Annotated in this window: 27 protein-coding genes; 6 read left to right on the top strand and 21 right to left on the bottom strand. The window is 61.5% G+C overall.

The window, feature by feature from the left end:
• The 3 genes from VFU66_RS04555 to VFU66_RS04545 form a co-directional block, all read right to left on the bottom strand.
• Positions 1-249, bottom strand: a 249-nt coding sequence (locus tag VFU66_RS04555; protein WP_326445054.1) for a YmdB family metallophosphoesterase, incomplete at its 3' end; no start/stop codon positions are given.
• A gap of 26 nt (positions 250-275) precedes the next feature.
• Positions 276-608, bottom strand: coding sequence for a HigA family addiction module antitoxin (locus VFU66_RS04550; protein ID WP_326445053.1), 333 nt, complete (start codon positions 606-608; stop codon positions 276-278).
• A 141-nt stretch (positions 609-749) separates the two neighbouring features.
• Positions 750-2,597, bottom strand: a complete 1,848-nt coding sequence (locus VFU66_RS04545) for a lysine--tRNA ligase (RefSeq protein WP_326445052.1) — start codon at positions 2,595-2,597, stop codon at positions 750-752.
• 85 nt (positions 2,598-2,682) lie between these two features.
• Here VFU66_RS04545 and VFU66_RS04540 point away from each other — a divergent pair, with 85 nt between their 5' ends.
• The 4 genes from VFU66_RS04540 (at position 2,683) to VFU66_RS04525 (ending at position 4,579) form a co-directional block, all read left to right on the top strand.
• Positions 2,683-2,922, top strand: a complete 240-nt coding sequence (locus VFU66_RS04540) for an AtpZ/AtpI family protein (protein WP_326445051.1) — start codon at positions 2,683-2,685, stop codon at positions 2,920-2,922.
• Between the two features lie 14 nt (positions 2,923-2,936).
• Complete coding sequence (locus VFU66_RS04535) at positions 2,937-3,347, top strand: hypothetical protein (RefSeq protein ID WP_326445050.1); 411 nt, start codon at positions 2,937-2,939, stop codon at positions 3,345-3,347.
• Between the two features lie 55 nt (positions 3,348-3,402).
• The gene (gene atpB, locus VFU66_RS04530; RefSeq protein ID WP_326445049.1) at positions 3,403-4,131 is read left to right on the top strand and encodes a F0F1 ATP synthase subunit A; all 729 of its coding nucleotides are present in this window, start codon (positions 3,403-3,405) and stop codon (positions 4,129-4,131) included.
• 133 nt (positions 4,132-4,264) lie between these two features.
• Positions 4,265-4,579, top strand: coding sequence for an ATP synthase F0 subunit c (locus tag VFU66_RS04525; RefSeq protein ID WP_326445048.1), 315 nt, complete (start codon positions 4,265-4,267; stop codon positions 4,577-4,579).
• A gap of 721 nt (positions 4,580-5,300) precedes the next feature.
• Here VFU66_RS04525 and VFU66_RS04520 read toward each other — a convergent pair.
• The 17 genes from VFU66_RS04520 to VFU66_RS04445 all read right to left on the bottom strand — a co-directional run bounded on the left by VFU66_RS04520 (position 5,301) and on the right by VFU66_RS04445 (position 22,884).
• A complete protein-coding gene (locus tag VFU66_RS04520) occupies positions 5,301-6,824 on the bottom strand; it encodes an NADH-quinone oxidoreductase subunit N (protein ID WP_326445047.1) in 1,524 nt (507 codons plus the stop codon).
• A complete protein-coding gene (locus tag VFU66_RS04515) occupies positions 6,825-8,411 on the bottom strand; it encodes a complex I subunit 4 family protein (RefSeq protein ID WP_326445046.1) in 1,587 nt (528 codons plus the stop codon).
• A 24-nt stretch (positions 8,412-8,435) separates the two neighbouring features.
• On the bottom strand, positions 8,436-10,460 hold the full coding sequence (gene nuoL / locus VFU66_RS04510) for an NADH-quinone oxidoreductase subunit L (RefSeq protein WP_326445045.1): 2,025 nt from the start codon (positions 10,458-10,460) through the stop codon (positions 8,436-8,438).
• A gap of 3 nt (positions 10,461-10,463) precedes the next feature.
• Entirely contained in the window at positions 10,464-10,775 is a 312-nt protein-coding gene (gene nuoK, locus VFU66_RS04505; protein ID WP_326445044.1) for an NADH-quinone oxidoreductase subunit NuoK, read from the bottom strand.
• Position 10,776: 1 nt separating this feature from the next.
• Positions 10,777-11,283: an NADH-quinone oxidoreductase subunit J family protein gene (locus VFU66_RS04500; protein ID WP_326445043.1), complete on the bottom strand. Its 507-nt coding sequence runs from the start codon at positions 11,281-11,283 to the stop codon at positions 10,777-10,779.
• Positions 11,284-11,602: 319 nt separating this feature from the next.
• Entirely contained in the window at positions 11,603-12,661 is a 1,059-nt protein-coding gene (gene nuoH, locus VFU66_RS04495; protein ID WP_326445042.1) for an NADH-quinone oxidoreductase subunit NuoH, read from the bottom strand.
• Between the two features lie 63 nt (positions 12,662-12,724).
• Positions 12,725-15,124 carry a molybdopterin-dependent oxidoreductase gene (locus VFU66_RS04490; RefSeq protein ID WP_326445041.1) on the bottom strand — a complete coding sequence of 800 codons (2,400 nt, stop codon included), beginning with the start codon at positions 15,122-15,124 and terminating at the stop codon, positions 12,725-12,727.
• A 7-nt stretch (positions 15,125-15,131) separates the two neighbouring features.
• Positions 15,132-15,467 (bottom strand): type II toxin-antitoxin system HicB family antitoxin, encoded by a 336-nt coding sequence (locus VFU66_RS04485; RefSeq protein WP_326445040.1) that lies wholly within the window; start codon positions 15,465-15,467, stop codon positions 15,132-15,134.
• The gene (locus tag VFU66_RS15745; protein WP_414649374.1) at positions 15,464-15,649 is read right to left on the bottom strand and encodes a type II toxin-antitoxin system HicA family toxin; all 186 of its coding nucleotides are present in this window, start codon (positions 15,647-15,649) and stop codon (positions 15,464-15,466) included. The genes VFU66_RS04485 and VFU66_RS15745 overlap by 4 nt, the downstream gene beginning before the upstream one ends.
• Positions 15,650-15,651: 2 nt before the next feature.
• Positions 15,652-16,974: an NADH-quinone oxidoreductase subunit NuoF gene (gene nuoF / locus VFU66_RS04480; protein WP_326445039.1), complete on the bottom strand. Its 1,323-nt coding sequence runs from the start codon at positions 16,972-16,974 to the stop codon at positions 15,652-15,654.
• Positions 16,974-17,483: an NADH-quinone oxidoreductase subunit NuoE family protein gene (locus VFU66_RS04475; protein ID WP_326445038.1), complete on the bottom strand. Its 510-nt coding sequence runs from the start codon at positions 17,481-17,483 to the stop codon at positions 16,974-16,976. The genes nuoF and VFU66_RS04475 overlap by 1 nt, the downstream gene beginning before the upstream one ends.
• A gap of 69 nt (positions 17,484-17,552) precedes the next feature.
• Positions 17,553-17,852 (bottom strand): transcriptional regulator, encoded by a 300-nt coding sequence (locus tag VFU66_RS04470; RefSeq protein WP_326445037.1) that lies wholly within the window; start codon positions 17,850-17,852, stop codon positions 17,553-17,555.
• A 218-nt stretch (positions 17,853-18,070) separates the two neighbouring features.
• Complete coding sequence (gene nuoD, locus VFU66_RS04465; RefSeq protein WP_326445036.1) at positions 18,071-19,330, bottom strand: NADH dehydrogenase (quinone) subunit D; 1,260 nt, start codon at positions 19,328-19,330, stop codon at positions 18,071-18,073.
• Positions 19,330-19,821: an NADH-quinone oxidoreductase subunit C gene (locus tag VFU66_RS04460; protein WP_326445035.1), complete on the bottom strand. Its 492-nt coding sequence runs from the start codon at positions 19,819-19,821 to the stop codon at positions 19,330-19,332. Before VFU66_RS04460 ends, nuoD begins: the two co-directional genes overlap by 1 nt.
• Positions 19,821-20,228, bottom strand: coding sequence for an NADH-quinone oxidoreductase subunit A (locus VFU66_RS04455; RefSeq protein ID WP_326445055.1), 408 nt, complete (start codon positions 20,226-20,228; stop codon positions 19,821-19,823). The genes VFU66_RS04460 and VFU66_RS04455 overlap by 1 nt, the downstream gene beginning before the upstream one ends.
• Positions 20,229-20,312: 84 nt before the next feature.
• On the bottom strand, positions 20,313-21,248 hold the full coding sequence (locus VFU66_RS04450; RefSeq protein ID WP_326445034.1) for a prepilin peptidase: 936 nt from the start codon (positions 21,246-21,248) through the stop codon (positions 20,313-20,315).
• A gap of 154 nt (positions 21,249-21,402) precedes the next feature.
• On the bottom strand, positions 21,403-22,884 hold the full coding sequence (locus VFU66_RS04445) for a carbohydrate porin (protein ID WP_326445033.1): 1,482 nt from the start codon (positions 22,882-22,884) through the stop codon (positions 21,403-21,405).
• Between the two features lie 73 nt (positions 22,885-22,957).
• Between VFU66_RS04445 and VFU66_RS04440 the strand changes: the two genes are divergently transcribed.
• Positions 22,958-23,233, top strand: a complete 276-nt coding sequence (locus VFU66_RS04440; RefSeq protein ID WP_326445032.1) for a metal/formaldehyde-sensitive transcriptional repressor — start codon at positions 22,958-22,960, stop codon at positions 23,231-23,233.
• 133 nt (positions 23,234-23,366) lie between these two features.
• On the opposite strand, the gene VFU66_RS04435 is transcribed toward VFU66_RS04440, so the two are convergent.
• Complete coding sequence (locus tag VFU66_RS04435; RefSeq protein ID WP_326445031.1) at positions 23,367-24,533, bottom strand: glycosyltransferase family 87 protein; 1,167 nt, start codon at positions 24,531-24,533, stop codon at positions 23,367-23,369.
• A 416-nt stretch (positions 24,534-24,949) separates the two neighbouring features.
• On the opposite strand from VFU66_RS04435, the gene VFU66_RS04430 reads away from it, so the two are divergent.
• Positions 24,950-25,720 carry a thiazole synthase gene (locus tag VFU66_RS04430; RefSeq protein ID WP_326445030.1) on the top strand — a complete coding sequence of 257 codons (771 nt, stop codon included), beginning with the start codon at positions 24,950-24,952 and terminating at the stop codon, positions 25,718-25,720.
• Positions 25,721-25,750 lie beyond the last annotated feature (30 nt).

The raw sequence follows: 25,750 nt of genomic DNA, 5'->3' as shown, positions 1-25,750 counted from the left end.
AGCCGGGACGGTCATGTATTCGAAGATCTCTCTTTTATCCCAGACGTGATTGCCGGTGGTGATGACGTGGACGCCGAGATCGAAGAGGTCTTCGGCGATGGTGGGCGTGATGCCGAAGCCTCCGGCGGAGTTTTCGCCGTTGAGGATGAGCAGATCGACCGAGTTGGTCTCAAGCACGTGCGGGAGATGCTCGCGGACGATGTGGCGGCCTGCGGAGCCGAAGACGTCGCCGACAAAAAGGATGTTCACCTGATGAGTTTACATGGTGCGGCGGGTCAGGCCGCATGCCGAGCTGAGGTGGCAGGCTTGACGTGGCGTTTGCCTTCCCACTGGAGTTCGCGGACGCGCTTGCGCTTTTTCTGCGAGGCGTTCCAGAAGTCGTGGGCGTTTTGCATCTTGAACCAGATGTCGCCATCGCCGCCCTGACCGAAGGCCTGGCTGACGCGGATGGACATCTCCGGCGTGAAGCCTGCGCGCTCGTTGAGAACGCGCGACAACGCTACACGCGAGACGCCGATGTGCGCGGCGAAGTCGGTGACGGAGATGGGAACCGCATCGAGTGCTTCGCGGAGTGCGCGTCCGGGGTGGGGTGGATTGTGCATACGCATGATGGATACCTCCATATCGCTAGTGGTAATCCCTGCTTTGGAGCCGGTCTTGAAGAAGTTCTCAAGCCCTGGATGCCGGAAGTTCCTGATCACGAAAAGAGTGTATCGTGTATCGCTACAGGTATCAAGGAAGAACGGTGGCTACTCGGCGGATTCTCCGTGAGGCTGGTTTTGCTTTTCGGCCGGTTGATCGTTGGACTTCTGCTGCGGACGCATCAGCGGGAAGAGGATGACGTCGCGGATGGATTTGGCTCCGGTGAGGACCATGGTCAGGCGGTCGATGCCGATGCCTTCGCCTGCGGTGGGCGGCATGCCGTAGCCCAGGGCGCGGACGTAGTCTTCGTCGATGGCAGCCATCGCTTCGTCGTCGCCACGCTCTTTTTGTTCTACCTGCTCTACGAATCGCTCACGCTGATCGACGGGGTCGTTCAGCTCGCTGAAGGCGTTGCCCAGCTCGAAGCCTCCGATGTAGAACTCGAAGCGTTCGACCCAGTCGGGTTCGTCTGGCTTTTTCTTGGAGAGCGGCGAGACGGCTAGCGGGAAGTCGTAGATGATTGTGGGCTGGATGAGATGTTCTTCAGCGACGCTCTCGAATATCCCTGCGATAACTTTTCCTACAGGGTCTCCACCTTCAAGAGTCGCTAAGTAAAAGTTGATATCAGCGTTTATCCTGCGAAGATCCGCAGAGACACCTGCTGCGAAAGGGATGGAATTCCCTGCAAAAAATGTAGCCTCGACATATTTTTTCTGTTGAAGGAAACGCAACAAGGCCTCCGAACTATCGAAATCCTGAAGCAAAGGCTTTTTCCCAAATTCTTCCGGCCACCACTTAATTATGGCTTCGCGCATGGAGAGTTCTTGCCAATTTTCTGCGGCGAGATCGATCGGCACTCCGTTGAAGATTGTTTTTGTGGTTTCGTTGACCTGCATTGCGACGAACGGTATTAGCTCTTTGGTGAGCTTCATCAGGTCTTTGTAATTGGCGTAGGCCTGGTAGAACTCTAGCATGGTGAACTCGGGGTTGTGCCGGGTGCTGACGCCTTCGTTGCGGAAGTTGCGGTTGATCTCGTAGACGCGGTCGAGTCCGCCGACGACGAGCCGTTTCAGATACAGTTCCGGCGCGATGCGGAGGAAGAGCTTGAGGTCGAGTTCGTTGTGGTGCGTGGTGAATGGGCGCGCGGCGGCTCCGCCGGCGATGGGCTGCATCATCGGGGTTTCGACTTCGAGGTAGCCGCGCTGGTCGAAGAAGGCGCGGATGGCGCGGAGGATGGCGGCGCGTTTGACGAAGACTTCGCGGACGTCGCCGGGGCCTTCGTCTTCGGTCGCGTCAACCGCAGGTCCTTCGACTGCGCTCCCTGCGGTCGCTTCGCTCAGGATGACACCGGGTTGGCTTTGCGCTGGTTTTGCCGCGTTGCCGGTGTTCATGAAGAGATCGACATAACGCTGGCGATAGCGGAGTTCGGTGTCTTCGAGGCCGTGGTATTTGTCGGGCAGCGCGAGCATGGCTTTCGCCAGGAACGTGAGCGAGGTGGCGTGGACGGTGAGTTCGCCGGTGCGGGTGCGCATCAGGTAGCCGCGGACGCCGGTGTGGTCGCCGAGGTCGAGGAGTTTGTAGAGGGCGAAGGCGTTTTCGCCAACGTCGTCTTTGCGGACGTAGATCTGGAACCGCTGTCCTGCCTGCTGGAGCTGCGCGAAGCCCGCCTTGCCCTGGACGCGGATGGCCATGATGCGTCCGGCGATGGAGACTTCGATGGGTGTGGCGGCGAGCTCTTCGGCGGAGACGGGCGCGGCGGGCGAATCGTAGGTCTTTTTGAGGAAGGGGATCGGCGCGCCTTTGGTCTCGTCCCAGCCGGGGGCCTGCTGCTCGAAGCTGTTGGGATAGGTGGCCTGGGCGTAGTTGAGGCCGTTCTGCTGGGCGAGGGCGGCGATCTTGTTCAGCGTCTCGCGGCGCTCTTCGTAGACCTTCTTCTCGAATGCTGACTCGTACACGGGCGGTCCTTTGCGTCTGAATATGGTTGAAGTTTCAGTATAGCGGGGCTGTTTGGGGCCTCTCGCGTGGTGTAATAAATCTGCTATGGCGGATGAGGAGAAGAAGTCCGGGGCGCTGGGTGAGCTGGTGAAGGCTGAGTCGATGGTTCAGCTTGCGATTGCGCTGCCTGCCGGTTGCCTGATTGGCTGGCTGGCGGGCGCGTGGCTCGATGAGCGGTTCCACACGGGTTGGATTGCGGTTGTGGGCATCATTCTGGGTGCGGTGGCGGGGTTCGTGAAGATTTTTACGACGGCGGCGAAGTATCTGAAGAGCGATAGGGAGTAGGCATTTTGAGGGCGATGGAAGATTTCACCAACTTTACTGACGCGGACTTTCGGCGGACGATGCTGAGCGCGCTGCGTCTGCTGGGCGTGGTGACGGTGGTCGCGGTGCCGCTGGTGTGGTGGAAGATGGGGTGGGCGTCGGCGGCGTTGCTGGTGGTTGGGGCGGTCATCTCGGGGTCGGGGTTGTGGGAGTGGCTGCGGTTGATGACGGCGGTGATGGAGCGGATGGATGCGGGTGGGGTGGCGCGTCCGATGGGGATGGTGCTGGTGGGGTTTTTTCTGCGGCTGGCGCTGGCCGTCGTGCTGCTTTATGTTAGCCTTAAGCTACTGGATGGCTCGGTATATGCGCTGGCCGGCGGCCTTGCGTTGGGTGTGTTTTCGCTCACGATTGAAGGGTTGCGGCTGATGAAGGCGTGGACGGTTTAGCTGGGCTGGAGTCCGGAACTTTGAATATAGCTACTGTTTCTGCTTATTTTCCTGTATGCCAACGACGCTGTTTGCTCAGTTTCTGAATCTTCACTTCGGCGCGGTTACGACCGTGTTCCTGCACGCGCTGCACGTGCACCCGACGCATCCGGCGGCTCCGATTACCGATGCGTTTGCGATGGAGCTGCTTGCGTTCTTCGCGCTGCTTGCTTTCTTCATCGTGGTTCGGCTGACGCTGAATGTGGAGAAGCCCGCGCCGGTGCAGCACCTTGCAGAGATTACGCACGAGTTTGTGCTGGAGCAGGGCGAGTCGATCATCGGGCACGGGCACGAGCGGTTCACGGCCTACCTGACGGTGCTGGGGCTGTTCATCCTGCTGTGCAACCTGATGGGCTTGATTCCAGGGCTCGAGTCGCCGACGGCGAATGTGGTGGTGCCGCTGGGGTTTGCGGTGGTCACGTTTGTCTACTATCACTACCACGGCGTGAGAGAGAACGGCTTTGGCTACATCAAGCAGTTTCTTGGGCCGGTGTGGTGGCTGTATCCGCTGATGTTTCTGATTGAGGTGATCTCGCACCTGGCGCGTGTGCTCTCGCTGACGGTCCGGTTGTACGCGAATATCTTCGCGGGCGACCTGGTGACACTGGCGTTCTTCTCGCTGATTCCGCTTGGGGTGCCGCTGCTCTTTATGGGGCTGCACATGTTTGTCGCGGTGGTGCAGGCGTATGTGTTCTTCCTGCTCGGCGCGGTGTATCTGTCGATGGCGGTCGCGCACGAACATTAGACTTCGATTCAAGTTTGCCGCGCTGGGGCCTCCTCTTCGCGGTATGCAACAACGCCGCATAGCGTGAGGGCGCCAGCACGGTGAGCGTCAACCACCCACTGGCGGCGTATCTGATGGAGGTTGGAGTAAGACGATGCAGAAACTGCAATATCTGTTCATGTCGTTGGCCGCGCTGCTGCTTGCAACGCCGGCCTTTGCGCAGGCCACCGCAGTGGCCCATCCGGAGAACCAGTGGATTCCGCTGGCCGCCGGTCTGGGCATGGCGCTGGCTGCCGGGCTTTGCGGCCTGGGTCAGGGCAAGGCAACCGCTTCGGCAACCGAGGCGCTGGCTCGCAACCCGGGGGCGCGTCCTGGAATCTTCATCTTCCTGATTCTCGGCCTCGCGTTTATCGAGTCACTGGCTCTGTTCACGTTCGTGATCATCTTCCTGAAGGCCAAGCCTATCTAAGCTGTCCTTGGGAGTTTGCTTCATGGAAGAGCCTCCGCTGGTGCGGAGGCTTTTCTGTTTGGGGAGGGTACCCCCTCCCCCCTGTTTTTGCGCAAAGTCCTTCGAACAAAGGACTTAGGTCTGGACCTCGTTTTTGGGTTTCGGTAAGGTATTGATTCTATTGATCGCAGGGTGCGTGTTGGCTGTAAAGTCCTTCCGATAAAGGGGTTAATGGTTGGGTCTGTCTTTTGTGAGCGCCGCTTTGGGGGCCGCTGTGAGCGAAATGCGGGGATTCTTCCCCTTCGCAAGCTCAGGGTCAGAATGACGTGCCTATGGCTGGTGGGCGCGGCAATGAAGTTGGAGGCCTGGGTTTCGCCCATTCCTTCCTATTTCTATTTTAAGTCGGAGAGGGAAACTGGGCCGCCATGTTGGCGGGGGAAATATCGTGTGACGATTCATGGAGATGGGTGGGTTTTGGGTGATTGGGAGGGTTGACAGGGTTTGCTGGATGGGGCGAAAGGCGAAATGCGGGGATCTCTCCACTGCGGCGGCAAAAAGCGCCGTCTTCGGTCGAGATGACGTGTGGTGGGAGTGACGCTGGACCCCACCTTAGGCGCGATGAAACTGCGCCGAAGATTGGGCACCCGGGCGTTCTTCGGTCGAGATGACGTGGGTTGGGAGTGACGTTGGGGCCCACCTTAGGCGCGATGACGCTGCGCGGAAGATGGGGTGTCCGGGCGTTTTATTTGCTGACGTCGAATTTGAGTTCGATGTGGCAGTTGGGAGCGGCGTTGGCGCACTCCTGGCGGGCTTGTTCGATGAGGGCGGAGTGGCTGGCGAACTCGGCGAACATGACCGCTCCGCTGGGGACGATGCCGAGGGCGAGCGTTGCGGCTGCGGCCAGGCCGAGGCCGACGGCGGCGGGGGCGCTGACGGCGCGGGGGTTGTCGAGCAGCGGGGCGTCGGTGGTGCGGCGGGAGTAGATCGAGGTCAACAGGCGCAGGTAGTAGAAGCAGGCGACGCCGCTGTTGAGCAGGCCGATGACGGCGAGCCAGATGTGGCCTCCGTGGATGGCTGCGGTGAAGACGTAGAACTTGCCGAAGAAACCGCCGGTGAAGGGGATTCCGATGAGCGAGAGGAGGAAGAAGGCGAGCAGGGCGGAGAGGATGGGCCGCTTGAGTGCGAGGCCGGTGTAGTCCTCGAGTGTGCGGGCGCGCTCCTGATAGCCGGCGACCTGGGTGATGACGGCGAAGGCGCCGATGTTCATGGCGGCGTAGGCCCCGGTGTAGAAGCAGGCGGAGGCGATGCCGTCGTAGGGGAAGGCGGTGAAGGCGACGAGGAGGTATCCGGCGTGCGCGATGGAGGAGTAGGCGAGCATCCGCTTGACGTCGGTCTGCTTGAGCGCGCCGAGGTTGCCGATGGTCATCGAGAGGACGGCGAGGATCCACATGAGGATGGACCAGCGATGCTGCATGGCGGGGAAGCCGGTGAAGGTGATGCGCAGCAGGACGGCGAAGGCGGCGGCCTTGGGCGCGGTGGACATGAGTCCGACGATGGGAGCGGGCGCGCCCTGGTAGACATCGGGCGTCCAGACATGGAACGGGGCGGCTGAGACTTTGAAGCCGAGGCCGATGAGGATCATGGCCAACGCGAGGAAGGCCATGCGCGGGGTGGCCGTGGAGGCGAGGCCGTGGGCGATGGCGAAGATGTTGGTGGAGCCGGTGGCTCCGAAGGCGAGCGCGATGCCGTAGAGGAAGAAGGCCGTGGCGAAGGAGCCGAGCAGGAAGTATTTGATGGAGGCTTCGGAGCCCATGCCGCTGCCTTTGCGGAAGCCGGCGAGGATGTAGGTGGAGATGGAGGAGATTTCGAGGCCGACGAAGACCATCAGGAGCTCGACGGACGAGGTCATGAACATCATGCCGACGGCTCCGAAGAGGACGAGGGCGAAGTACTCGCCTGCGTGGGAGGCGTTGCCTTCGAAGTAGTCGAGCGAGGTGAGCAGCGTGACGAGCACGACGGCGGCGATGATGTAGTGGAAGAGGACGGAGAAGGCATCCACCTGAATGGTGCCGGAGTAGGCGTGAATGGTGCCGAAGGAGACCTGATACCAGCTTGCGAGGCCAGCGAGCACGGTGCCGGCGATGCCGATCCAGCCGAGAGGCTTGCGGCTGGCGGCGGGCTTGAGCATAGGCTCGGCCAGCATGATGATGACGGCGGTGATGGTGAGGACGAGTTCGGGCAGCAGGGCGACGAGGTTGGTCGGCATTTAGCGGGCCTCCGTTGCGGTAGGTGTGGAGGCGGTCACGGTTGGGGATGAGGTAGCGGCATCGACTGGGACGCTGGTCGGTTGCACGGTCTGGACAGTTTGCTGGGCGAGGACAGTGCCTGCGCCGTCGATGGCGCGCATCCAGAAGGGTGAGGCGACGCCCATGGCGAGCATGACCAGGGCCAGCGGCCAGAGCGTGAGATGCTCGCGCGCGTCGAGATCGACGGCGGGCATCATGGTGGACTTGTGGCCGAGGTCGCCGTAGAAGATGCGCTGGATCATCCAGAGCATGTAAGAGGCGGTGAGGATGACGCCGGTGGTGGCGAGGACGGTCCAGCCGGTGTGGTTGCGGATGGCGGACTGCATGGAGCCGGAGAGGACGAGGAATTCGCCGACGAAGCCGTTGAGCATGGGCAGGCCGACGACGGAGAGCGCGGTGATGACGTAGAACGTCACCATCCAGGGGAGCTTTTGCGCGAGGCCGCCGAGGGAGCGCATGTCGTAGGTGGTGTAACGCTCGTAGAGCACGCCGAGCAGGATGAAGAGGGCCGCGCCGCCGATGCCTTCGTTGAGCGTGGCGTAGATGCCGCCGTCGATGCCGGAGATGGTGAAGGAGAAGATGCCGAGGACGACGAGGCTGACGTGGCCGAGCGTGGCGAAGGCGGCGAGGCGCTTGAGGTCGTTTTGGACGAGGGCGATGAGGGCGCCGTAGACGACGCCGATGGCGCCGAGGGCGATGAGCAGCGGAGCGATGTGGCGGGACTGGTCGGGGAAGATGCCGAAGCTGAAGCGGAGGATGGAGTAGAGGCCGAGCTTTCCGGCGAGCACCATGACGGCGGCGGTGGGGGCCTCGAAGATGGCGTCGGAGAGCCAGCCGTGCAGCGGGAAGATGGGGACTTTGACGGCGAAGGCTCCGAGGAAGGCGAGGGAGGCGAGCCAGAGCGCGGTGGAGTTGGTGGAGATGCCGTGGGTGGCGGCGAGCTGGATGAGCGTGGGCACGTCGAAGGTGCCGGTCTGGGCGTAGACCCAGAGCATGCCGACGAGGAGGATGGCCGAGGAGATGAAGGTGTAGAGGAAGTATTTGAGCGCGGCGCGGCGGCGGTTTTCGGTGCGTCCGAAGATGGCGATGAGAACGACCATGGGGACGAGGGATAGCTCCCAGAAGCCGTAGTAGAGGAAGAGGTCGAGCGAGACGAAGACGCCGAACATGGCGACCTGGAGGAGGAGGAACTGGATGTAGAAGAGCTTGCGGCGGGTGTCGATGACGCGCCATGAGATGAGGACGCCGAGCGGGGCGAGGAAGCCGGTGAGGACGACGAGCCACATGGAGAGGCCATCGACGCCGAGATGGTAGCGGATGGCGGGCGAGGCGATCCAGCCGAGGTTCTGGTCGAACTGGAAGCTGCCGGAGGCGGCGGAGTAGTTATAGTGCGCGGGCAGGTGCAGGGTGGCGATGAAGGTGACGAGGGTGACGCCGAGCGCGCACCACTGCATGAGCTTGCCGCGGTCGGGCAGGAAGGCCAGAAGGACCGCGCCCGCGAGCGGGAGGAAGGTGATGATGGTCAGGATGGAGTGGTCTAAATTCATTGGTTTAGGTACATCGAGTGCGTGTTAGAGGGCCCAGAGGGCGCGTCCGAAGATCATGACCAGGAGAACGAGTGCTGCGCCGAGGGCGAGCCATCCGGCGTAGGAGCGAATGTTGCCCGACTGGGCGCGGTTGGCGGCGGCGCCGGTGCCGCGTGCGATGGCGGCGGCGGCCCAGCCGGAGCCGTTGACGAGGCCGGTGTCGATGAGGCCGCCGAGGATGAGGCGGGTGAACATGAGTAGCGGCGTGATGATGACGAGGCCGTAGAGCTCGTCGATGTAGAACTTGTTGAGGACGAGGCGGTAGAGGGCGGGGAATCGCTGGGCGTAGGAGGCGGCGGTGCCGGGCTTCTTGTAATAGAGCAGGAAGGCGATGTAGAAGCCGATGGCGACGACGAGGAGCGAGATGGCGGCGAGGCCGAGTTCGAGGCCGCGGCTTGCGGTGACGGCTTCGGCTGCGCCGTTGGAGAAGACGGGGTCGAGGAAGTGCTCGATTTCGTTGTGGCCGCCTTGTGCTGCGGGGACGCCGATCCATCCGCCGACGACGGAGAGGATGCCGAGGATGACGAGCGGGAAGAGCATGATCCAGGGGGATTCGTGGACGCCGTGGGCGGAGTGGTTGTCGTCGTGGTTGGCGACGAGGACGGCGTGCGTGTCGGCGTGGGTGTGGACGGCGGCTCCGTGGTTGTGGAGGTCGTTGTTTTCGGTGAAGCGCGGTTCGCCGAAGAAGGTCTTGAACCAGAGGCGGAACATGTAGAAGGCGGTCATGCCGGCGGTGATGAGGCCGACGAGCCAGAGCAGCCTGGCGATGGGGTTGTCGGAGACGAAGGCGCGGAAGAGGATCTCGTCCTTGGAGTAAAAGCCGGCGAAGGGCCAGACGCCGCAGATGGCGAAGACGGCGGCGGTCATGGTCCAGAAGGTGACGGGAATGCGCTGGCGCAGGCCGCCCATGTTGCGCATGTCCTGCTCGCCGCCGAGGGCGTGGATGACGGAGCCAGCGGCGAGGAAGAGCAGCGCCTTGAAGAAGGCGTGGGTGACGAGGTGGAAGATGCCTGCGGCGTAGGCGCCGACTCCGCAGGCGAGGAACATGTAGCCAAGCTGCGAGACGGTGGAGTAGGCGAGGACGCGCTTGATGTCGTGCTGGACCATGCCCATGGAGGCTGCGAAGATGGCTGTGACTGCTCCGATGATGGCGACGACGCCGAGGGCATAGGGCGAGCGGTCGAACAGCGTGTGGCAGCGGGCAACCATGTAGATGCCTGCCGTGACCATGGTGGCGGCGTGGATGAGCGCGGAGACCGGTGTGGGGCCTTCCATGGCGTCGGGCAGCCAGACGTAGAGGGGAATCTGCGCGGACTTGCCTGCCGCGCCTAAGACGAGCAGGAGCGCGATGGCGGTGAGGATGCCGCCATGCCAGTCGGGGTTGACCGAGATGGCGTCGAAGACGTGCGTGAAGTCGAGCGAGCCGAAGTTCTGGACGAGGAGGAACATGGCGAGCAGGAAGCCGAAGTCGCCGATGCGGTTGACGATGAATGCCTTTTTGCCTGCGTCGGCGGCGGAGTCTTTTTTGAAGTAGAAGCCGATGAGCAGGTAGGAGGCGAGGCCGACGCCCTCCCATCCGACGAAGAGCAGCAGGAAGCTCGATGCCAGCACGAGGACCGACATGAAGAACATGAAGAGGTTGAGGAAGGCGAAGAAACGCCAGTAGCCCTCTTCGTGCGCCATGTAGCCGACTGAATAGATATGGATGAGGAAGCCGACGCCGGTGACGACACCGAGCATGATGAGCGTGAGGTGATCGACGGTGAAGGCGAAGTTGACCTGGAAGCCGGTGATGGCGATCCACGGGCCGCTTGTAATGTTGATGACGCCGGGTGCGCCGGGCGCGAGCATGGTCGACCACAGCCACGCGACGATGGCGGCGGGGATTGCGGTCGAGATGAGTGCGACGGCGGAGACGAGGGCGCGCGGGAACTTGCGGCCGAGGATTCCATTGATGAGGAAGCCGGCGAAGGGAAGAAGCGGAATCAGCCAGAGATATTCAGAAGGCATAGGTCACGATTTCATCAGGTCGATCTGATCGACGTTGAGGGTCTGGCGCGTGCGGAAGATGGCGATGATGATGGCGAGACCGACGGCGGCCTCGGCTGCAGCGACGACCATCACGAAGAAGACGAAGATCTGGCCGCCGATCTGGTGCCAGGAGTGGGCGAAGGCGACGAAGGTGAGGTTGACGGCGTTGAGCATCAGCTCGATGGACATGAAGACGGTGATGACGTTGCGCTTGATGAGGAAGGCTCCGACGCCGATGGAGAAGAGCACGGCGGCGAGGATGAGATAGGCGCTGATGGAGACTTGTGCGTGCATCCTACCGCTCCTTTCTGGCGAGCACGACGGCCCCGAGGATGGCGACCAGGATGAGGACGCTGGTGACTTCAAAGGGCAGCAGCAGGCGGGTGAAGAGGACGGTGCTCAGTTCGGAGATGTTGCTGGTGACGTGGTTGAGATAGCCGCCGACGTTGACCGAGCCGAAGGTGCGGCCTTCGGTGAGGAAGACGAAGCTGAGCAGGCAGAAGATGGCGGCGGCTCCGGGGATGCCGGCGATGTAGGCGGCGCGGCTGCCGGTGGTTCGTTCTTCCTTGCCTGCGTTGAGCAGCATGATGACGAAGACGAAGAAGACCATGATGGCGCCGGAGTAGACGATGACCTGCGCGGCGGCGAGGAACTCGGCCCCGAGCGACCAGTAGAGGACGGCGAGCGAGAGCATCACGACCACCAGCGACAGGGCGCTGTTGATGGGATGACGCTGCATGAGCAGGTTGAGTGCTCCCGCTACCGCCAGCGCGCCGAAGATGATGAAGAGTGCCAGTTGCATGTTGATCTGCCAGGTCTTTCCTGAAACTTTTGAAACGCTCAATGCAGAGGTTTTGGGCCATCTGCGATTGTAAAACAGGCTCTTCGCTAAACTGCCGCGCGGCGCTGGCCGGTGCAGTTTGAGAAGAACGTACCTCCGGGGCTAAAGCCCCTCATTTCTTTCGAGCTTCTGCGGCACGGGTAAACCCGTGCCCTTAAGCAAAACGTCAAATCGAGGAGTTCTCACACAGACTCTAAAGCCCCTCGTTGCTTTCGAGCTTCTGCGGCACAGGTAAACCCGTGCCCTTAAGCAAAACAAATCAAAACTCAGATACTGCTCGCTAGCCGTGATACGCAAGCGCGAGGCTGGTGACGACGATGTTCGCCATCGCCAGCGGGAGAAGGAACTTCCAGCCGAAACCCATCAGTTGGTCATAACGGAAGCGAGGCAGCGTGCCGCGCACCCAGATGTAGAGCAGCAGAAACGCGAAGACTTTGGCGACGAACCAGAGGATGGGGAAGATGGCTTCGAGAATGGGGCCGCCGAAGTTTGCGGGCAGCAGGTGGCCGAGCGGGCTGGATGCGCCGCCGAAGAAGAGCAGCGTGGCGACGCAACTGACTGTGACCATATTGGCGTACTCGGCCATGAAGAACATCGCGAACTTCATGGAGCTGTACTCGGTGTGGTAGCCGGCAACGAGTTCGGATTCGGCCTCGGGCAGGTCGAAGGGCGCGCGGTTGGTTTCGGCGTAGGCGGCCATGAGGTAGATGAAGAAGGCCACGAACTGAAAGCCGCCGAAGAAGTTCCAACTGAGCAGGCCGTGCGCGGACTGGCTGTTGACGATGTCGCGGAGAGAGAGTGATTGTGCGCGCAGGACGACGCCGATGAGCGAGAGGCCGAGCGCGAGCTCGTAGCTGATCATCTGCGAGGTGGCGCGAAGGCTGCCGAGCAGAGAGAACTTGTTGTTGGACGACCAGCCTGAGAGCGCGATGCCGTAGACGCCGATGGAGGTGATGCCGAGGATGACCAGGAGGCCGATGTTGAGGTCGGCAACGTTGAACATCTCGACGCCCTTGATCGTCTGCATTCCGCCGAAGGGGACGACGGCGACGGAGATGAGCGAGCAGGTGAGCGCGATGATGGGCGCGAGGATGAAGAGCGGGCGCTCGGAGGCGAGCGGCATGAGGTCTTCTTTGAGGAAGAGTTTGATGCCGTCGGCGAGGGGTTGCAGCAGGCCGAATGGGCCGACGCGCGAGGGGCCCCAGCGGTTCTGCATGTGGCCGAGGACTTTGCGCTCGAGCAGCACCGTGTAGGCCACCGCCGTCAGCGTGATGACGATCACGACGACGATCTTGACGATGCTGATGAGCAGAAATGTCGAGAAGGATGGGTGGCTCATGCGTCCTTTGCTTGTGGCTCCTGGCTAATGTCCTGGGTGAAACAGTGTGCAGTGCTGCTTGTGTCAACCGGCTGTGGTTTCGATCTGCGTGAGGCCGGATGAGTACTGGCTTTGGTGCTGGTTGAGTTCTGTCAGAGCGGTGGAGTAGCGGCCGAGCGTGCCCGAGGTGAAGAGCGTGTCGTTGGCTGGGAGCACGAGGTCGCGGCGGTTGGTGATTTGAACAAGGTTGCCAGCGGCTGGTTCGAGGTGCTGGTCGTTGCCCGAGAGCAGTTGAAGGCGCAGCAGGTTGTAGCCGGGGACGAGGCGTTGAATCTCGTCGAGGATGCTGAAGGGGTCGAAGGGGCTGAGCTTGGGTTCGAGATGGTTGGCGGTGAGCCAGACGGCGTGGCGGTCGGCTTCGCCTGCCTGCGCGCCGCGTGACTGGCCCATGTCGGCGCGGACGCCTCCTTTGCCGAAGGGGACGAGTGAGTGGATGTCGGCGCCCATCTTGTCGGCGATGCGGACGATCATCTCGAAGTCGGTGCGGACGCCTGCGCGGTCGCCTGCTTTCGAGACGAGCTGGAGGTCGCCGTAGCTGTTGGTGACGGAGCCGGATTTTTCGTAGAGATTGGCGGCGGGCAGGATGACGTCGGCGAGCTGCGCAGTTTCGGTGAGGAACATCTCCTGCACGACGACGAAGGTGTTTTTGAGCGCGGCGGGATCGACGCTGTAACGCGCGATGGGGTTGGAGCCGACGACGTAAAGCGCAGCAAGCTCGCCGCGTTCGGCTGCCTCGAAGATTTGGAGTAGATCGAGGCCGGATGTGGTTGGGGCGTTGTGCTCTGCGAAGGCTCCGGGGTTGGCGACGGGTGTGTAGCCGGGGAGCAGGTCGGGGAGCAGGCCCATGTCGGCTGCGCCGCGCGAGTTGGCGTAGTCGGAGAGCAGGGCGAAGCGGCGATTGGGAAGCGTGAGGCCGAACTCGACGATGCGGCGAAGATCGTTGCCGCGCAGATCGGATCCGATCAGGACGAGGACGCTCTCCTCTGCGCGGAGCGCGGCGAGGAACTGATGGACGGCTTCAACGTCGGTGCCGGGGCGGGCGAGTAGCGGGGCCGCTGCGGAGTCGCCGGAGAGCAGGGCGGCGAGTGCGCCGTAGCTGTGGTCGGGGATGTGCAGGAAGGATTTTGCCTGACGGCGGAGTTTGATCTCGGCGGAGTTGGCGACGTAGAGGCGGGTGCGGTTGTTGCGGACGGCGGTGCGGATGTTCCATGCGGTGCCGGGAGCCTGCTCGGTGGGGTCGCCGCCGATGAGAAGGATGGCGGGTGCGGTGAGAGTGTCTCGCAGGGAGGCGGTGCGGCCGGTGTGTCCGGCGAGCGCGGCTGCGAAGGTGGCGTAGTCGGCGGTGCGGTGGTGGTCGATGTTGTTGGTGTTGAGGACCGTGCGGGCGAACTTCTGGAGCAGGTAGGCTTCCTCGTTCGTGATGCGGTTGGAGCCGATGACGCCGATGCTCTTGCCGCCGCGCGTGTCGCGGAGTTCGCGGAGCTTTGTGCCTGCGAAGGTGAAGGCCTCCTCCCAGGTGACGGGCTTGAACTCGCCGCTGGGCTGGCGGACGAGGGGCTGCGTGATGCGTTCGTTGCTGTTGGCGAAGTCGAAGGCGAAGCGGCCCTTGTTGCAGAGGAAGTCGCCGTTGATGCCGCTCTTGTCGCGGTTGTCGCCGCGGACGATCTCTGAGCCGTCGGAGGTGGAGCGGACGCCGAGGGTGGTCTTGCAGCCGTCGCCGCAGTGCGTGCAGATGGTGGAGACGTGGTTCATCTCCCAGGGGCGCGTCTTGTAGCGGTAGGCTCCGCTGGTGAGCGCGCCGACGGGGCAGACGTCGATGCACATGCCGCACTGCTCGCAGTCGAGGTGCATGAGGTGGTCGGGCGACTGGTCGGCGGGGACGTTGGCCGCGATGACGGAGGACGAGTTGCGGTTCTGGATGCCGAGCGCGAAGACGTCCATGCCTTCGCCGCACATGCGAACGCAGCGGTAGCAGAGGATGCAGCGCGGGCGGTCGAAGTAGACGGCGGGAGACCACTGCTGCTCTTCGCGGTGGTTCTTCGGCTCGGCGTAGAAGCTGTCGGCCGCGCCGTACTTGAAGGTCATGTCCTGGAGTTCGCACTCGCCGCCGGCGTCGCAGACGGGGCAGTCGAGCGGATGGTTGCCGAGCACCATCTGGAGCATGGCCTTGCGTGCCTGGACGATCTCGGGTGTCTCGCTCTGTACGACCATGCCTTCGGCGACCGTGGTGGTGCAGGCGGTCTGGAGCTTCGGCATCTTCTCGATGCGGACGAGGCACATGCGGCAGGCTGCCTGGAGCGAGAGGCCGGGGTAGTAACAGAAGGCGGGGATCTCGATGCCCGCGCTTTTGCAGGCGTCGATGAGCAGCGAGCCCGCGGGTGCGGTGATCTTTTTGCCGTCTACGGTGAGGGTTACGTCTGGCATAGGTTCCTTATGCTGCTTTGCGAGATCGCGTCGAGCGCTTTGTGGATGAGTGCTTCTTCCGCGAAGGCAGGGTGACTTCCAGCTTTTCTACGACGAAATAGTAGCCCGCGGGATATGGAGATCCTTCGTCCTCATCGTCGTATTCGACTGTCTTTGCCATGGCTTCCGGGAGCGGGTCCCCATCATCAAACATCCATTGCAGGTGCGACTCCAGGGCTTCCTTCATGTTCTTCCGCATCGTGGGCAAGGTTTTTCCGGTAGAGACGCAACCGAGCACGTCGGGGGAGTATCCCGAAAAGTTTTTCCCGGCCCATTCGTAGACAACGAGGTATTTTCTTGTCATCGTAAACCTGCCTGCTTCAGGATACTTCTGAGCGTCTTCGGATGAACTTCGTCCGATGGATGTCCTGGAATAGTCACTTTGCCCGGTTTCTCCTCATGTAAGTAGTGGCGGTGACTTCCCGTGGAGTATTGGTACTGCCAGCCATCCTTCTCGACGAGTTTGATGAGATCACGATATTTCACCTCTAATGTCCGGCTCCAACTAGCTGCTCGACGGTGATGATGGGTGTTCCGGCCTTGTGGCCTTCGATGTAGTCTTCAAACTCCTTGCGGAATTTTTTGATGAAGCCCAGCGTGGGCATGGCGGCGGCGTCGCCGAGCGGGCAGAAGGTGCGGCCCAGCATGTTTTCGGCGAGGTACTGGATGTTGTCGGCGTCTTTTTTCGAGCCGCCGCCGTTGTAGACGCGGGTCATGGTCTTCTTCAGCCAATCCGTGCCTTCGCGACAGGGGATGCACCAGCCGCAGGACTCGTGCTGGTAGAAGCTGATGACGCGGAGGGCGAACTCGACGATGGAGACGGTCTCGTCGAGCACGACGATGCCGCCGGAGCCGAGCATGGTTCCGGCCTTGCCCATCTGGTCGAAGTCGAGGCCTACGTCGATCTCTTCGGGCAGGAGCACGGGGCAGGACGAGCCGCCGGGGACGACGGCTTTGAGCTTTTTACCGTCCTTGATGCCGCCTGCGACCTCGTAGATGGCGCGCTTGAGGTTGAAGCCCATGGGCAATTCGTAGACGCCGGGCCGTTCGACGTGGCCAGAGATGCCGAAGAGGCGCGTGCCGCCGTTGCGCTCGCTGCCGAGTTTGGCGTAGGCCTCGCCGCCCATCAGGAGAATGTGCGGGGCGCTGGCGATGGTCTCGGCGTTGTTGATGACGGTGGGGCCGCCGTAGAGTCCGACGACGGCAGGGAAGGGCGGCTTGATGCGCGGGACGCCGCGCTTGCCTTCGAGCGACTCCATCAGCGCGGACTCTTCGCCGACCTCGTAGGCTCCGGCGCCGGTCTGGGTGATGATGTCGAAGTCCACGCCTTCTTTGCCGAAGATGTTCTTGCCCAGGAAGCCTTTCGCGTAGGCGTCGGCTACTGCCTTTTCGACGATCTTGAGCAGGTAGCGATACTCGCCGCGCAGATAGATGAAGCCGAGCTTCGCGCCGATGGCGAGGCCGGCGATCATGGTGCCCTCGATGACGGCGTGCGGGTCTTCGAGGAAGATGACGTGGTCTTTGCAGGTTCCGGGTTCGGACTCGTCGCCGTTGACGAGGACGTATTTGGGCTTCTCCGATTGTTTGGGCACGAAGGACCACTTCATGCCGGTGGGGAAGCCTGCTCCGCCGCGCCCGCGGAGGCCTGAGGCTTTCATGGTATTGATGATCCAGTCGGGGCCTTCGGCGATGGCTTTCTGGACGGCCTGATAGCCGTCGAGTTCGATGTACTTGTCGATGTTGGCTGCACCCTGCCCGAAGCGGCGGGAGATCACTTTGACTTCATCGGGATGGCTGACGAGGGTAGGCATTATTTTTCGTCCTTTCCCTGGCCGCTGCGGTAGGTTTCGAGGATTTCGTCTACTTTGACGACGTTGAGGTTGTCGTGGAAGTCGTAGTTGACCTGCATGGCGGGGGCCCAGCAGCAGGCGCCGATGCACTCGACCTCTTCGAGCGAGAATATGCCGTCTTTGGTGACTTCTTTGTTGCCGATGCCGAGCTTGTGTTTGCAGTGGTCGAGGATCTCATAGCCGCCGCGCAACATGCAGGAGATGTTGGTGCAGACCTGCACGTTGTACTTGCCTGCCGGTTTGGTGCGCAGCATGGAGTAGTACGAGAGCACGTTGCGCACGTCCAGTTCGAGGATGCCGATGCGCTCGGCGACCTCGGTGACGACCGCGTCGGAGATGTAGCCGATCTCGTCCTGCGCGTAGAGCAGCATGGGGACGAGCGCGGAGCGGCGCACCGGGTAGATGGTGACCAGCTTGTCGAAGCGGGCGGCCGTCTCCGGCGAAAAGATCGTATTGGCGATAGTGCTCATCGTTCGGGTTCCTGGGCGGCAGGGTGAAGCAGATTCCTCCGCTCCGCTGCGGAATGGAAATCAAAATAACTAAGACTCACTCATCATCTCCCGCGCCAGCTTCTCGGCGGCGAGGTCCATCTCCTGGGCGATACCGTCTATTTTAACTGTTCCATCCTCTTCAAACGAAAAAGAGGACCGGTTGCCGTTACTGTCTTGCACTGCGTCGTGCGTGAAGCGCGTCCATCCGGTGCCTACACGCAAGATAATTTCGTCTGCTCCTACTTCAACGACCGCGTGGTGGCGGCTGTTCAGTCCGTGGGCGGCTGCGTAGGAGCGGAGCAGCGATGCCCAGGAGGTCCAGAGTTCACGGTGGAGTTGCTTGTCCAACCCGTACCTCGGGGTGAAAGAGGCTGTGGAGAAAGCGCGTTCGGTTGTGGGGGAGAGAGGCCCGGGGCTGAAGCCCCTTGAATCACCTGCCATTTCGCAGGGCTAAAGCCCTGCGCTCCCACCGAAATAGAACATCGTGAGTCTTCCGCAGCCTGTAAAAACCCCTTTCCTTATCTTCAACGTTGTGGCGCGGTGGAAGCCGTGCCCTGAAGCAAAACTTAGCGGTCGATCTCCCCGAGAACGATGTCGATCGAACCGATGACGGCGACGACGTCGGCGAGCAGGCGTCCTTTGCACATGGTTTCGAGCGCCTGGAGCGTGGCGTAGGACGGGTTGCGCATGTGCACGCGATAGGGCTTCGCCGTGCCGTCGGACACGACGTAATAGCCCATCTCGCCGCGCGGAGACTCCACCGCCTGGAAGACCTCGCCCGCAGGAACAGGGAAGCCCTCGGTGACGATCTTGAAGTGGTGGATGAGCGCCTCCATCTGGGTCTTCATCTTTTCGCGCTCGGGCAGAATGATCTTTGGCGCGTCGGCGGTGATGGGACCGGACGCGGGCATTCCGCTGAGCGCCTGCTGGCAGATCTTGACCGACTCGCGCATCTCGTCCATGCGCACCATGTAGCGTGCCCAGACGTCGCCGTCATTCAGGACCGGCACCTTGAACTGAAACTTTTCGTAGCCCGAGTACGGCATGTCGCGGCGCAGGTCCCAGTCCACGCCGGATGCGCGCAGGGGCGGCCCGGTGACGCCGAGGGCGATGGCGTCTGACGCGGAGAGGTAGCCTACACCCTTGATGCGGTTGATCCAGATGGGATTGCCGGTGAGCAGGTCTTCGTACTGCGTGATGCGGTCCGGCATGATCTTGAGGAAGTGCTCGACCTGCTTGTAGAAGTCCAGCGGCGGTTCGAGCGCGAGGCCGCCGACGCGGAAATAGCTGGTCATCATGCGCTGGCCGGCGACGTTCTCGAAGATGCGGAGGATCTCTTCGCGCTCGCGGAAGCAGTAGAGGAAGACGGTGAGCGCGCCGATGTCCATGGCGTGCGTGCCCAGCCAGACGAGGTGCGACTGGATGCGCGTGAGTTCGTTGAGCAGCACGCGGAGATACTGCGCGCGCTCGGGGATTTCGAGGCCAAGCAACTTCTCGACTGCGAGGCAGTAGGCGAGGTTGTTGGTCATGGGGCAGAGATAGTCGATGCGGTCGGTGAGCGGGACGACCTGCTGGTAGAACTTGGCTTCGCAGGTTTTTTCGATGCCTGTATGCAGATAGCCGATGTCGGGCGCGAGCGAGACGACGGATTCGCCGTCGATTTCGAGCACCAGGCGCAGCACACCGTGCGTGGAAGGGTGCTGCGGGCCCATGTTGATGACCATCGTCTGGTCTTGCGGCGGGGCCACGTTGTGGTGGCGTCTGGCGTCGGCTACGACGTCTTCGACGTCGGGGATGAGCATGTCGGGAGCGGCGATGGGTGACATTAGCGGTATCCCTCCACCGGGTAGTCCTTGCGCAGCGGATGGCCGTTCCAGTCGGTGGGCATCATGATGCGGGTGAGGTTTGGGTGACCTGCGAAGTGGACGCCGAAGAGGTCGAAGACTTCGCGTTCGTAAAAGTTTGCCGAGGGCCAGACGCCGGTGATGCTGTCGAGCGCGGCGTCTTCGCCTGCGAGCCGGACGGCGAGGCGGACGCGCTGCTTCAGCGTCATTGAGAGAATGTGGTAGGTGATCTGGAAGCGCGGCTCGGATGGGTACCAGTCGACGGCGGTCACGTCTTCGAGGAAGGTATAGCCTGCCTGCTGGACTGCCTTCGCGGCGGCGGTGATGTTTTCGCGGGCTACGGTGATGGTCAGCTCGTTGCGGTCGAATCTGGCGTCGGTTGCCAGTGCGGACAGGGCCTTGACGGCTGCGTTTTCAGGAAGCGCCGCAAAGACGGCCTGCGCGCCGGCGATGGCAGAAGAGGGATCGTACATTACAAATCTCCCTTGTCGTTGGCCCAGTCGAGGATGCCTTTCTTCCATACGTAGAAGAGGCCGACGGCGACGAAGCCGAGATAGACCAGCATCTCCCAGAAGCCGAAGAGGCGGGAGCCGGTGATGGCGGGCAGGCGGCGATAGATGACCGCCCAGGGAAGCATGAAGACCGCCTCGACATCGAAGAGGATGAAGAGCATGGCCACCAGATAGAAGCGCACGGAAAAACGTCCGCGGGCGTCGCCGATGGGGTCCATGCCGCACTCGTAGGGTCCGAGCTTGGTGCGTGAGTTCTTGTGCTTGCCAATCAGGAAGGAGACGCCCACCATTCCACAGGCGATTCCCAGCGCAAAGAGGATCTGAATGACGAGTGGAATGTAATTCCAGATGTATGGGTACTCGTGCATGGCCATCTTCGACTCTAAGAGTGTGGCTGGCAAGTGTCAAGCTATCAACACTGTATTCACAGCCGTTTTCGCGGCGTCGAACGGTTATCGAAGCAGTGCGGTGTAGGCGTCGATGATTTTGCTGCCGAAGAGCGCGGCGATGAGACCTCCGGCGGCGAGAAAGCTGCCGAAGGGCAGGCGCGAAGTGGAGTTTGCACGGCCGCGCGCGAGCAGAACGACGGCATAGACGCTGGCGAGCAGCGACCCCCAGAAGAGCGCGAGGATAGACGGCCAGAAGCCGAGAAAGGCTGCGATCATGGCGAGCAGCTTGACATCGCCGAGGCCCATGCCTTCGCGGTGGCGTAGTGCCTGGTAGAGCCAGCGGATGATGAGCAGCACGAGAGCCGCTGCGCAGATGGCGGTGATGCGGCCGAAGATGAGGTGCTCCGGACCGGTGAGGAAGACATTGCCTGTATCGACTACGCTGCCGACGCTGGTGAGCTGGACGTGGTTGTTCGAGAGGACGACCTGATCTTCAGCGGGAGCGAGAAACGCCGCGTGAACGCAGACCAGGATGAAGCCGATGAAGATGCCCCAGAGGGTGAAGGTGTTGGGCAGGAGGTTGGTCTGCCAGTCCATGACGATGAGGCCGATGAGCAGAAAGCCGAGAGCTGTGGCGCCTATACCTATCAGTGCGAGATGGATGTGCCATTCGAGTGAATGGATGTTCGGGTTGAGAGCAAGGAGGGTGAGGCAATGGGAGGCGATGGCTGCGAACCACAGCCCGGTTGCCAGTTCGACCAGAGGGTAGCGCCACGAGATGGATTGTTTGCAGTCGCGGCAGCGGGCGCGCAGCAAAATCCAACTGAGGAGCGGGATGTTGTCGTACCAGCGGATTGAATGGTTGCAGTTGGGACACCGTGATCGCGGGCTGACGATGGATTCGCGCCGTGGAAGGCGGCTGATGCAGACGTTCAGGAAGCTGCCGAAGATGAGTCCAATGACGAAGGCGGCGAGCAGGTAGAGTGTGTGCGTATCCACGGCACAAGTATACGTTCCGCTCGGGAACCTCTGGCTGTGAGTGTGACCGGCCATGAGCAGCGAAGACAAAATGCGGGGGTTCTTCGCTTCGCTCAGAATGACGACGGATCTATGGCGGTGAATTACGACGCATCTATGGCGGTGATTCTCGTGATTAGAAATCGATGTGCATTCTTATGGATTCGACCAGCACGGGGCCGCGGTCGCGGTTGTAGCCGGGATGGGTGATGTACTGCGCGTCGAGTGCGTAGTAGACACCGCGCCAGGTGTGGAGGTTGTAGTAGCTCTCCACGATGTCTTCGCAGGCGTAGTTGAGGTTGCCGTCTCCGAGGAGGAATCCGAGGCCGCCGAGGCGGAGGTAGTTCTGGTGATCTTTCTTGATGGCGTTGGAGACGAAGGCGAGGCCGAGCTTGTCGTTGGGGCGCGACCAGGTGCGGCCTGCGTAGTCTGCGCCAAGAGCGAAGGTCTGATCAACTTCGGTGTAGGCGAAGGATTCGTGTTGGCCTTCGTTCCAGCCGAAGCGTGTGAAGATGCGCGCGTCGGAGGTAAGTTCCTGCTCGGCGTTGAGGCCGAAGCCGTACTTCACAGCGCCGGATTTTTCTACGGATACGATGTCCGGCTTCGGTGTCGTGCCGTTCAGGTAGGCTTTGACGGCATCGCTATAGAGCCCCATGTGTGCGTGGTTGACGTAGCTGAGGATGCGGACGGTGCCTTTGCGTTCGGGGCTGACGAGGTTGCCCAGGAGCGATTTGCGTAGCTCGAACTCGATGTTTTGTCCGTTGGCGCGGTGCAGGTTCCAGTCGAGGTCGGTGCCGTTGGCGACTTTGGGCATGAGCGCGAGGCTATAGCGCGCGGTCCAGTTTTTGTCGTCGTACTCGGCGATGGCGGCCCAGGTGTAGCCGCGTGTGTCGGCGGCGTAGTCCCAGGCGCCGTTGTTGTCCACGGTCCAGTTAAGGAACTGGAGATGGCTGTCGGTGCCGATGCTGTTGATGTCGAAGAAGTCGGGCAGGCTCATCTTGCCGATGCGGAAGTCGAGGCGTCGCTCGGGCACCTGTGTTGCGAGTGAAAACGGGGTGCGCTGAGCTTCGATGAGCTTGCTTGTGAAGCCGATGGTTTGGTGCAGTTGCACGCGCGCGATGTAGGGTGCGGAGCCGAGGTTGGGGTTGCGAACGACGTCCAGATTGGTGAACCCTGCGAGCCCAAGGGCTTCGCTGATGCCGCGTCCGCCGGAAGATTCGACATCGAGGATGACGTCGGTGTTCGACTGGGGTGCGCGGCGCAGTTGTGCGCCCAGAAAGAGCGTTCCAAGGAGGGAGGTCTTGTATTCGCCGCGGTTGAGCAGGCTGTTGATACCGGAGTACTCTGCGTGAAACGGTGCGTGGGCCTGGAAGATGATGTTGGCTTGTCCGGTGATGAGGAAGCGCGAGTTATCGGAGTGCGGAAAGAGAGTCAGCCCTGCTGGCGCTGCGTTGGTGGAAGGATTGGGAGTGTTCGGGACTTCGGTGGAAGTACGCGCCGCGCCGCCCGCAGCCTGGTCCGCCGTCTGCGCCATTGCCGGGCAGAATGCGGCCAGCAGCAGGATGGTGAGGCAGGCGGCGAGAAGCCTCCGGGGCGAGGTGTACATCATTCGAGTCATGTTTGTACGGATGGGCGCCGATTGCTGCCCGGCCTGGAGTAGTATACCCCCATATGGTATTTGAGGAAACAAGATGAAGAAAGAATCAAGAGAGCGGACGAAGCTGATTAACCGGATAAAGCGGATTCGCGGGCAGATGGACTCGATTGAGCGGGTGCTGGCCGACGGCGACCGCGAGTGTACCGAGGTGCTGATGTTGCTGGCGGCGGTCAGGGGCGGCATCAATGGTTTGATGGCCGAGGTGCTGGAGGACCACGTCCGGCTGCATCTGCTGCAGGGTGGGCGTGCGAGGCTGACGCCAGATCTGGGCGAGGAGTTGATTGACCTGGTTCGCGCATATCTGAAATAAGAGCCTGGACTGCAGCGTCACCACGGCCCGCGAGCATAGGGCAGGTGTGCCAAAGCGGCCACCTGACGCGACTGCGATCGCCAGGAAATGCCTGCTTTCGGTATGGCCAAGGCCGCCCGTCAGATGGGAGCACTTATGTTGTCTGATATGCCAGCTTCCCTCTGAGGGGCTTCCTGGTAGCCAGAGCGTACCAGAGGAGCCACGCTGGAGCCGTCCATAGGTAAAGAGCGGAGGTCAGGAGCGGAATGCCGGCGAGAATTTCTATTTCAATGATGGCGCTGGCGAGCGCGAGGATAGCAATATGCGTTTTAGATTGCGTCGAATATGCAGCGTGGAGCATTGCCGGGAGCAATATCGCCTGATCCATGATCCATGTATAAGGAGCTACGAGGACGGACACGAGCATTAGCAGGGAACCGTGTTCGATCCAGTTCCACTCGGCCTGGTGCCTTTTAAAGTAGATGGTGGCCCAGAGGCAGCCTGCGACTGCGGGTAGATATTGCGGCCATAGTGCGTGTCCCAGATGCTGGCGCAGTACGATGCTCAGGCACGGTATGAAAATCTTATCAATTCGCGCCGACCGCATCATCGCGATGTACTGTGTCCATGCGGATTGATCCAACAGAAAAGCAAGTGCGCCGCTGATGACAAGAGAACTCAATGCTCCAGTCAGAATCCGGTAGCTGCGCGTCGTAACGATCCATGCAAGCAACACAATGCCAAACGGAAGAAACAGGTGTGGCTTGAGTAAGCAGAACCACAGAGACAGGCCAGCAATAAACGGCTTTGTGCGATGAAATCGTAGAAAGAGGGCGAGACCAAACAAGATGAAGAGTGTGACCTGGCCCGACAACAAACAGGACAGGACTGGCGCGAAGGAGTAGCCGAGCCACCGAAGATGTTCCACGGGACGACCGTGCAACGTCCAGATGATTCGGACTGATGCGATTAAGCAGATGAGCGAGAGCACGAACCATAGGAGGTGCCCGCTTTTGGCTCCAACAAGGCCGAGTGGCGCGACCAGCGGCAACGCCGTTGGAGGGTTCGCCATGATGGCGGCTTTCATTCCCGGTGGATATCCCACCGCTCGCTCTATTGGAAGTAGGGCGGTGGCATTGTAGGGGTCCGAATGGTGAAGGAGTTGCTTCCCGGCACCCCAATACTGCACGAAGTCGCGCGTTCCCGCTGTATTTCGCCCCAACAATGCAGCGATGATGCCCAGGCTTGTGGCCGCGAAGGCCAGCGTGCAGATAGACACTGCAAGCAACATGGCCAAGGCCCTAACTGGCTTAGCTCTCATAGGCTCACCATTTCAGCGAAAGAACTGGAGAATTTAAGTGCGCAAATTCATTTTGCTTCTGGACATCGTTGTACCCTGCTTCGCCGCGCAATCCTAGCAGCACGTCCAGACCGCCGCAAATGTTTTCACCACGGCGATTTCCGGCTTGCCCGCCGTGCCCCGCCGGAGTAGTCTCAACGTACACGGGAAAGGAGGATGGTCCAGCCTATGAAAATTGACAGTAACAGTTGCACGACAATACGTGAGGTGACTGAGGCTTAGAGCGCGTCCTGCTCATAGCCCTGGCAGATATTCTGTCCGAGGTAAGTCCGAGTGCGGACGCCTCAGGTCAATCTCAACAGATCACCGGCAACGGCCCGCAGCCATGAGCGCGGGCCGTTTGCGTTTGGGGAGAGGCGGCGCTTTAGAATGGAGATATGAATCCTCTTGTGATTGCAGGCAGGGCCTTTCAGTCGCGTCTGATTGTGGGCACGGGAAAATATAAGGATGGGCCGGAGACGCAGGCGGCGATTGAGGCGTCTGGTGCGGAGATGGTGACGGTGGCGGTGCGGCGGGTGAATCTGGACCGCACGAGCGAGTCGCTGCTGGACTTCATTGACCCACGCCGGTATTTTCTGCTGCCGAACACAGCAGGCTGCTACACGGCTGATGAGGCGATTCGCGCGGCTCGGTTGGGGCGCGAGGTGGGCTTATCCGATTGGGTGAAGATTGAGGTCATCGGCGACCAGAAGACGCTCTATCCGGACGTTCAAGCGACGCTTGAAGCGACGCGCGTGCTGGTGAAGGAAGGCTTCACGGTGCTGCCGTATACGTCGGATGACATTGTGTTTGCGAGGCGGTTGATTGATGCCGGCGCGGCGGCGGTGATGCCGCTGGGCGCGCCGATCGGCAGTGGGCTGGGTTTGCAGAATACGGCGAACCTGAGGATCCTGCGCGAGATGATTACGGAGGTCCCGCTGATTGTGGATGCAGGAGTAGGTACGGCTTCGGATGCAGCGGTGGCGATGGAACTTGGCTTCGACGCTGTGCTGATGAATACGGCGATTGCGCAGGCGAGCGATCCGCTGCTGATGGCTGAGGCGATGCAACATGCGGTGTTGGCCGGGCGGCAGGCCTATCTTGCGGGGCGGATGCCGCGCAGGCTGTATGCGACGGCGAGTTCGCCGCTGGAAGGCATCTCGAAGTAGCACCAGCGATGGCATTGGAAGTCGGCTGCG

Source organism: Edaphobacter sp., from assembly GCF_035763405.1.
In the GTDB taxonomy this organism is placed as follows: domain Bacteria; phylum Acidobacteriota; class Terriglobia; order Terriglobales; family Acidobacteriaceae; genus Edaphobacter.
Note: the sequence above shows the minus strand (reverse complement) of the source record. Positions and strands in the feature narration are given on the sequence as shown.

What these genes read in the sequence shown, in the direction of transcription:
- VFU66_RS04550 (WP_326445053.1), bottom strand. Translation starts at nt 608, where the DNA reads ATGCGTATGCACAATCCACCCCACCCCGGACGCGCACTCCGCGAAGCA.
- VFU66_RS04540 (WP_326445051.1), top strand. Translation starts at nt 2,683, where the DNA reads ATGGCGGATGAGGAGAAGAAGTCCGGGGCGCTGGGTGAGCTGGTGAAG.
- VFU66_RS04535 (WP_326445050.1), top strand. Translation starts at nt 2,937, where the DNA reads ATGGAAGATTTCACCAACTTTACTGACGCGGACTTTCGGCGGACGATG.
- atpB (WP_326445049.1), top strand. Translation starts at nt 3,403, where the DNA reads ATGCCAACGACGCTGTTTGCTCAGTTTCTGAATCTTCACTTCGGCGCG.
- VFU66_RS04525 (WP_326445048.1), top strand. Translation starts at nt 4,265, where the DNA reads ATGCAGAAACTGCAATATCTGTTCATGTCGTTGGCCGCGCTGCTGCTT.
- VFU66_RS04520 (WP_326445047.1), bottom strand. Translation starts at nt 6,824, where the DNA reads ATGCCGACCAACCTCGTCGCCCTGCTGCCCGAACTCGTCCTCACCATC.
- VFU66_RS04515 (WP_326445046.1), bottom strand. Translation starts at nt 8,411, where the DNA reads ATGAATTTAGACCACTCCATCCTGACCATCATCACCTTCCTCCCGCTC.
- nuoL (WP_326445045.1), bottom strand. Translation starts at nt 10,460, where the DNA reads ATGCCTTCTGAATATCTCTGGCTGATTCCGCTTCTTCCCTTCGCCGGC.
- nuoK (WP_326445044.1), bottom strand. Translation starts at nt 10,775, where the DNA reads ATGCACGCACAAGTCTCCATCAGCGCCTATCTCATCCTCGCCGCCGTG.
- VFU66_RS04500 (WP_326445043.1), bottom strand. Translation starts at nt 11,283, where the DNA reads ATGCAACTGGCACTCTTCATCATCTTCGGCGCGCTGGCGGTAGCGGGA.
- nuoH (WP_326445042.1), bottom strand. Translation starts at nt 12,661, where the DNA reads ATGAGCCACCCATCCTTCTCGACATTTCTGCTCATCAGCATCGTCAAG.
- VFU66_RS04490 (WP_326445041.1), bottom strand. Translation starts at nt 15,124, where the DNA reads ATGCCAGACGTAACCCTCACCGTAGACGGCAAAAAGATCACCGCACCC.
- VFU66_RS04485 (WP_326445040.1), bottom strand. Translation starts at nt 15,467, where the DNA reads ATGACAAGAAAATACCTCGTTGTCTACGAATGGGCCGGGAAAAACTTT.
- nuoF (WP_326445039.1), bottom strand. Translation starts at nt 16,974, where the DNA reads ATGCCTACCCTCGTCAGCCATCCCGATGAAGTCAAAGTGATCTCCCGC.
- VFU66_RS04475 (WP_326445038.1), bottom strand. Translation starts at nt 17,483, where the DNA reads ATGAGCACTATCGCCAATACGATCTTTTCGCCGGAGACGGCCGCCCGC.
- nuoD (WP_326445036.1), bottom strand. Translation starts at nt 19,330, where the DNA reads ATGTCACCCATCGCCGCTCCCGACATGCTCATCCCCGACGTCGAAGAC.
- VFU66_RS04460 (WP_326445035.1), bottom strand. Translation starts at nt 19,821, where the DNA reads ATGTACGATCCCTCTTCTGCCATCGCCGGCGCGCAGGCCGTCTTTGCG.
- VFU66_RS04455 (WP_326445055.1), bottom strand. Translation starts at nt 20,228, where the DNA reads ATGCACGAGTACCCATACATCTGGAATTACATTCCACTCGTCATTCAG.
- VFU66_RS04445 (WP_326445033.1), bottom strand. Translation starts at nt 22,884, where the DNA reads ATGACTCGAATGATGTACACCTCGCCCCGGAGGCTTCTCGCCGCCTGC.
- VFU66_RS04440 (WP_326445032.1), top strand. Translation starts at nt 22,958, where the DNA reads ATGAAGAAAGAATCAAGAGAGCGGACGAAGCTGATTAACCGGATAAAG.
- VFU66_RS04435 (WP_326445031.1), bottom strand. Translation starts at nt 24,533, where the DNA reads ATGAGAGCTAAGCCAGTTAGGGCCTTGGCCATGTTGCTTGCAGTGTCT.
- VFU66_RS04430 (WP_326445030.1), top strand. Translation starts at nt 24,950, where the DNA reads ATGAATCCTCTTGTGATTGCAGGCAGGGCCTTTCAGTCGCGTCTGATT.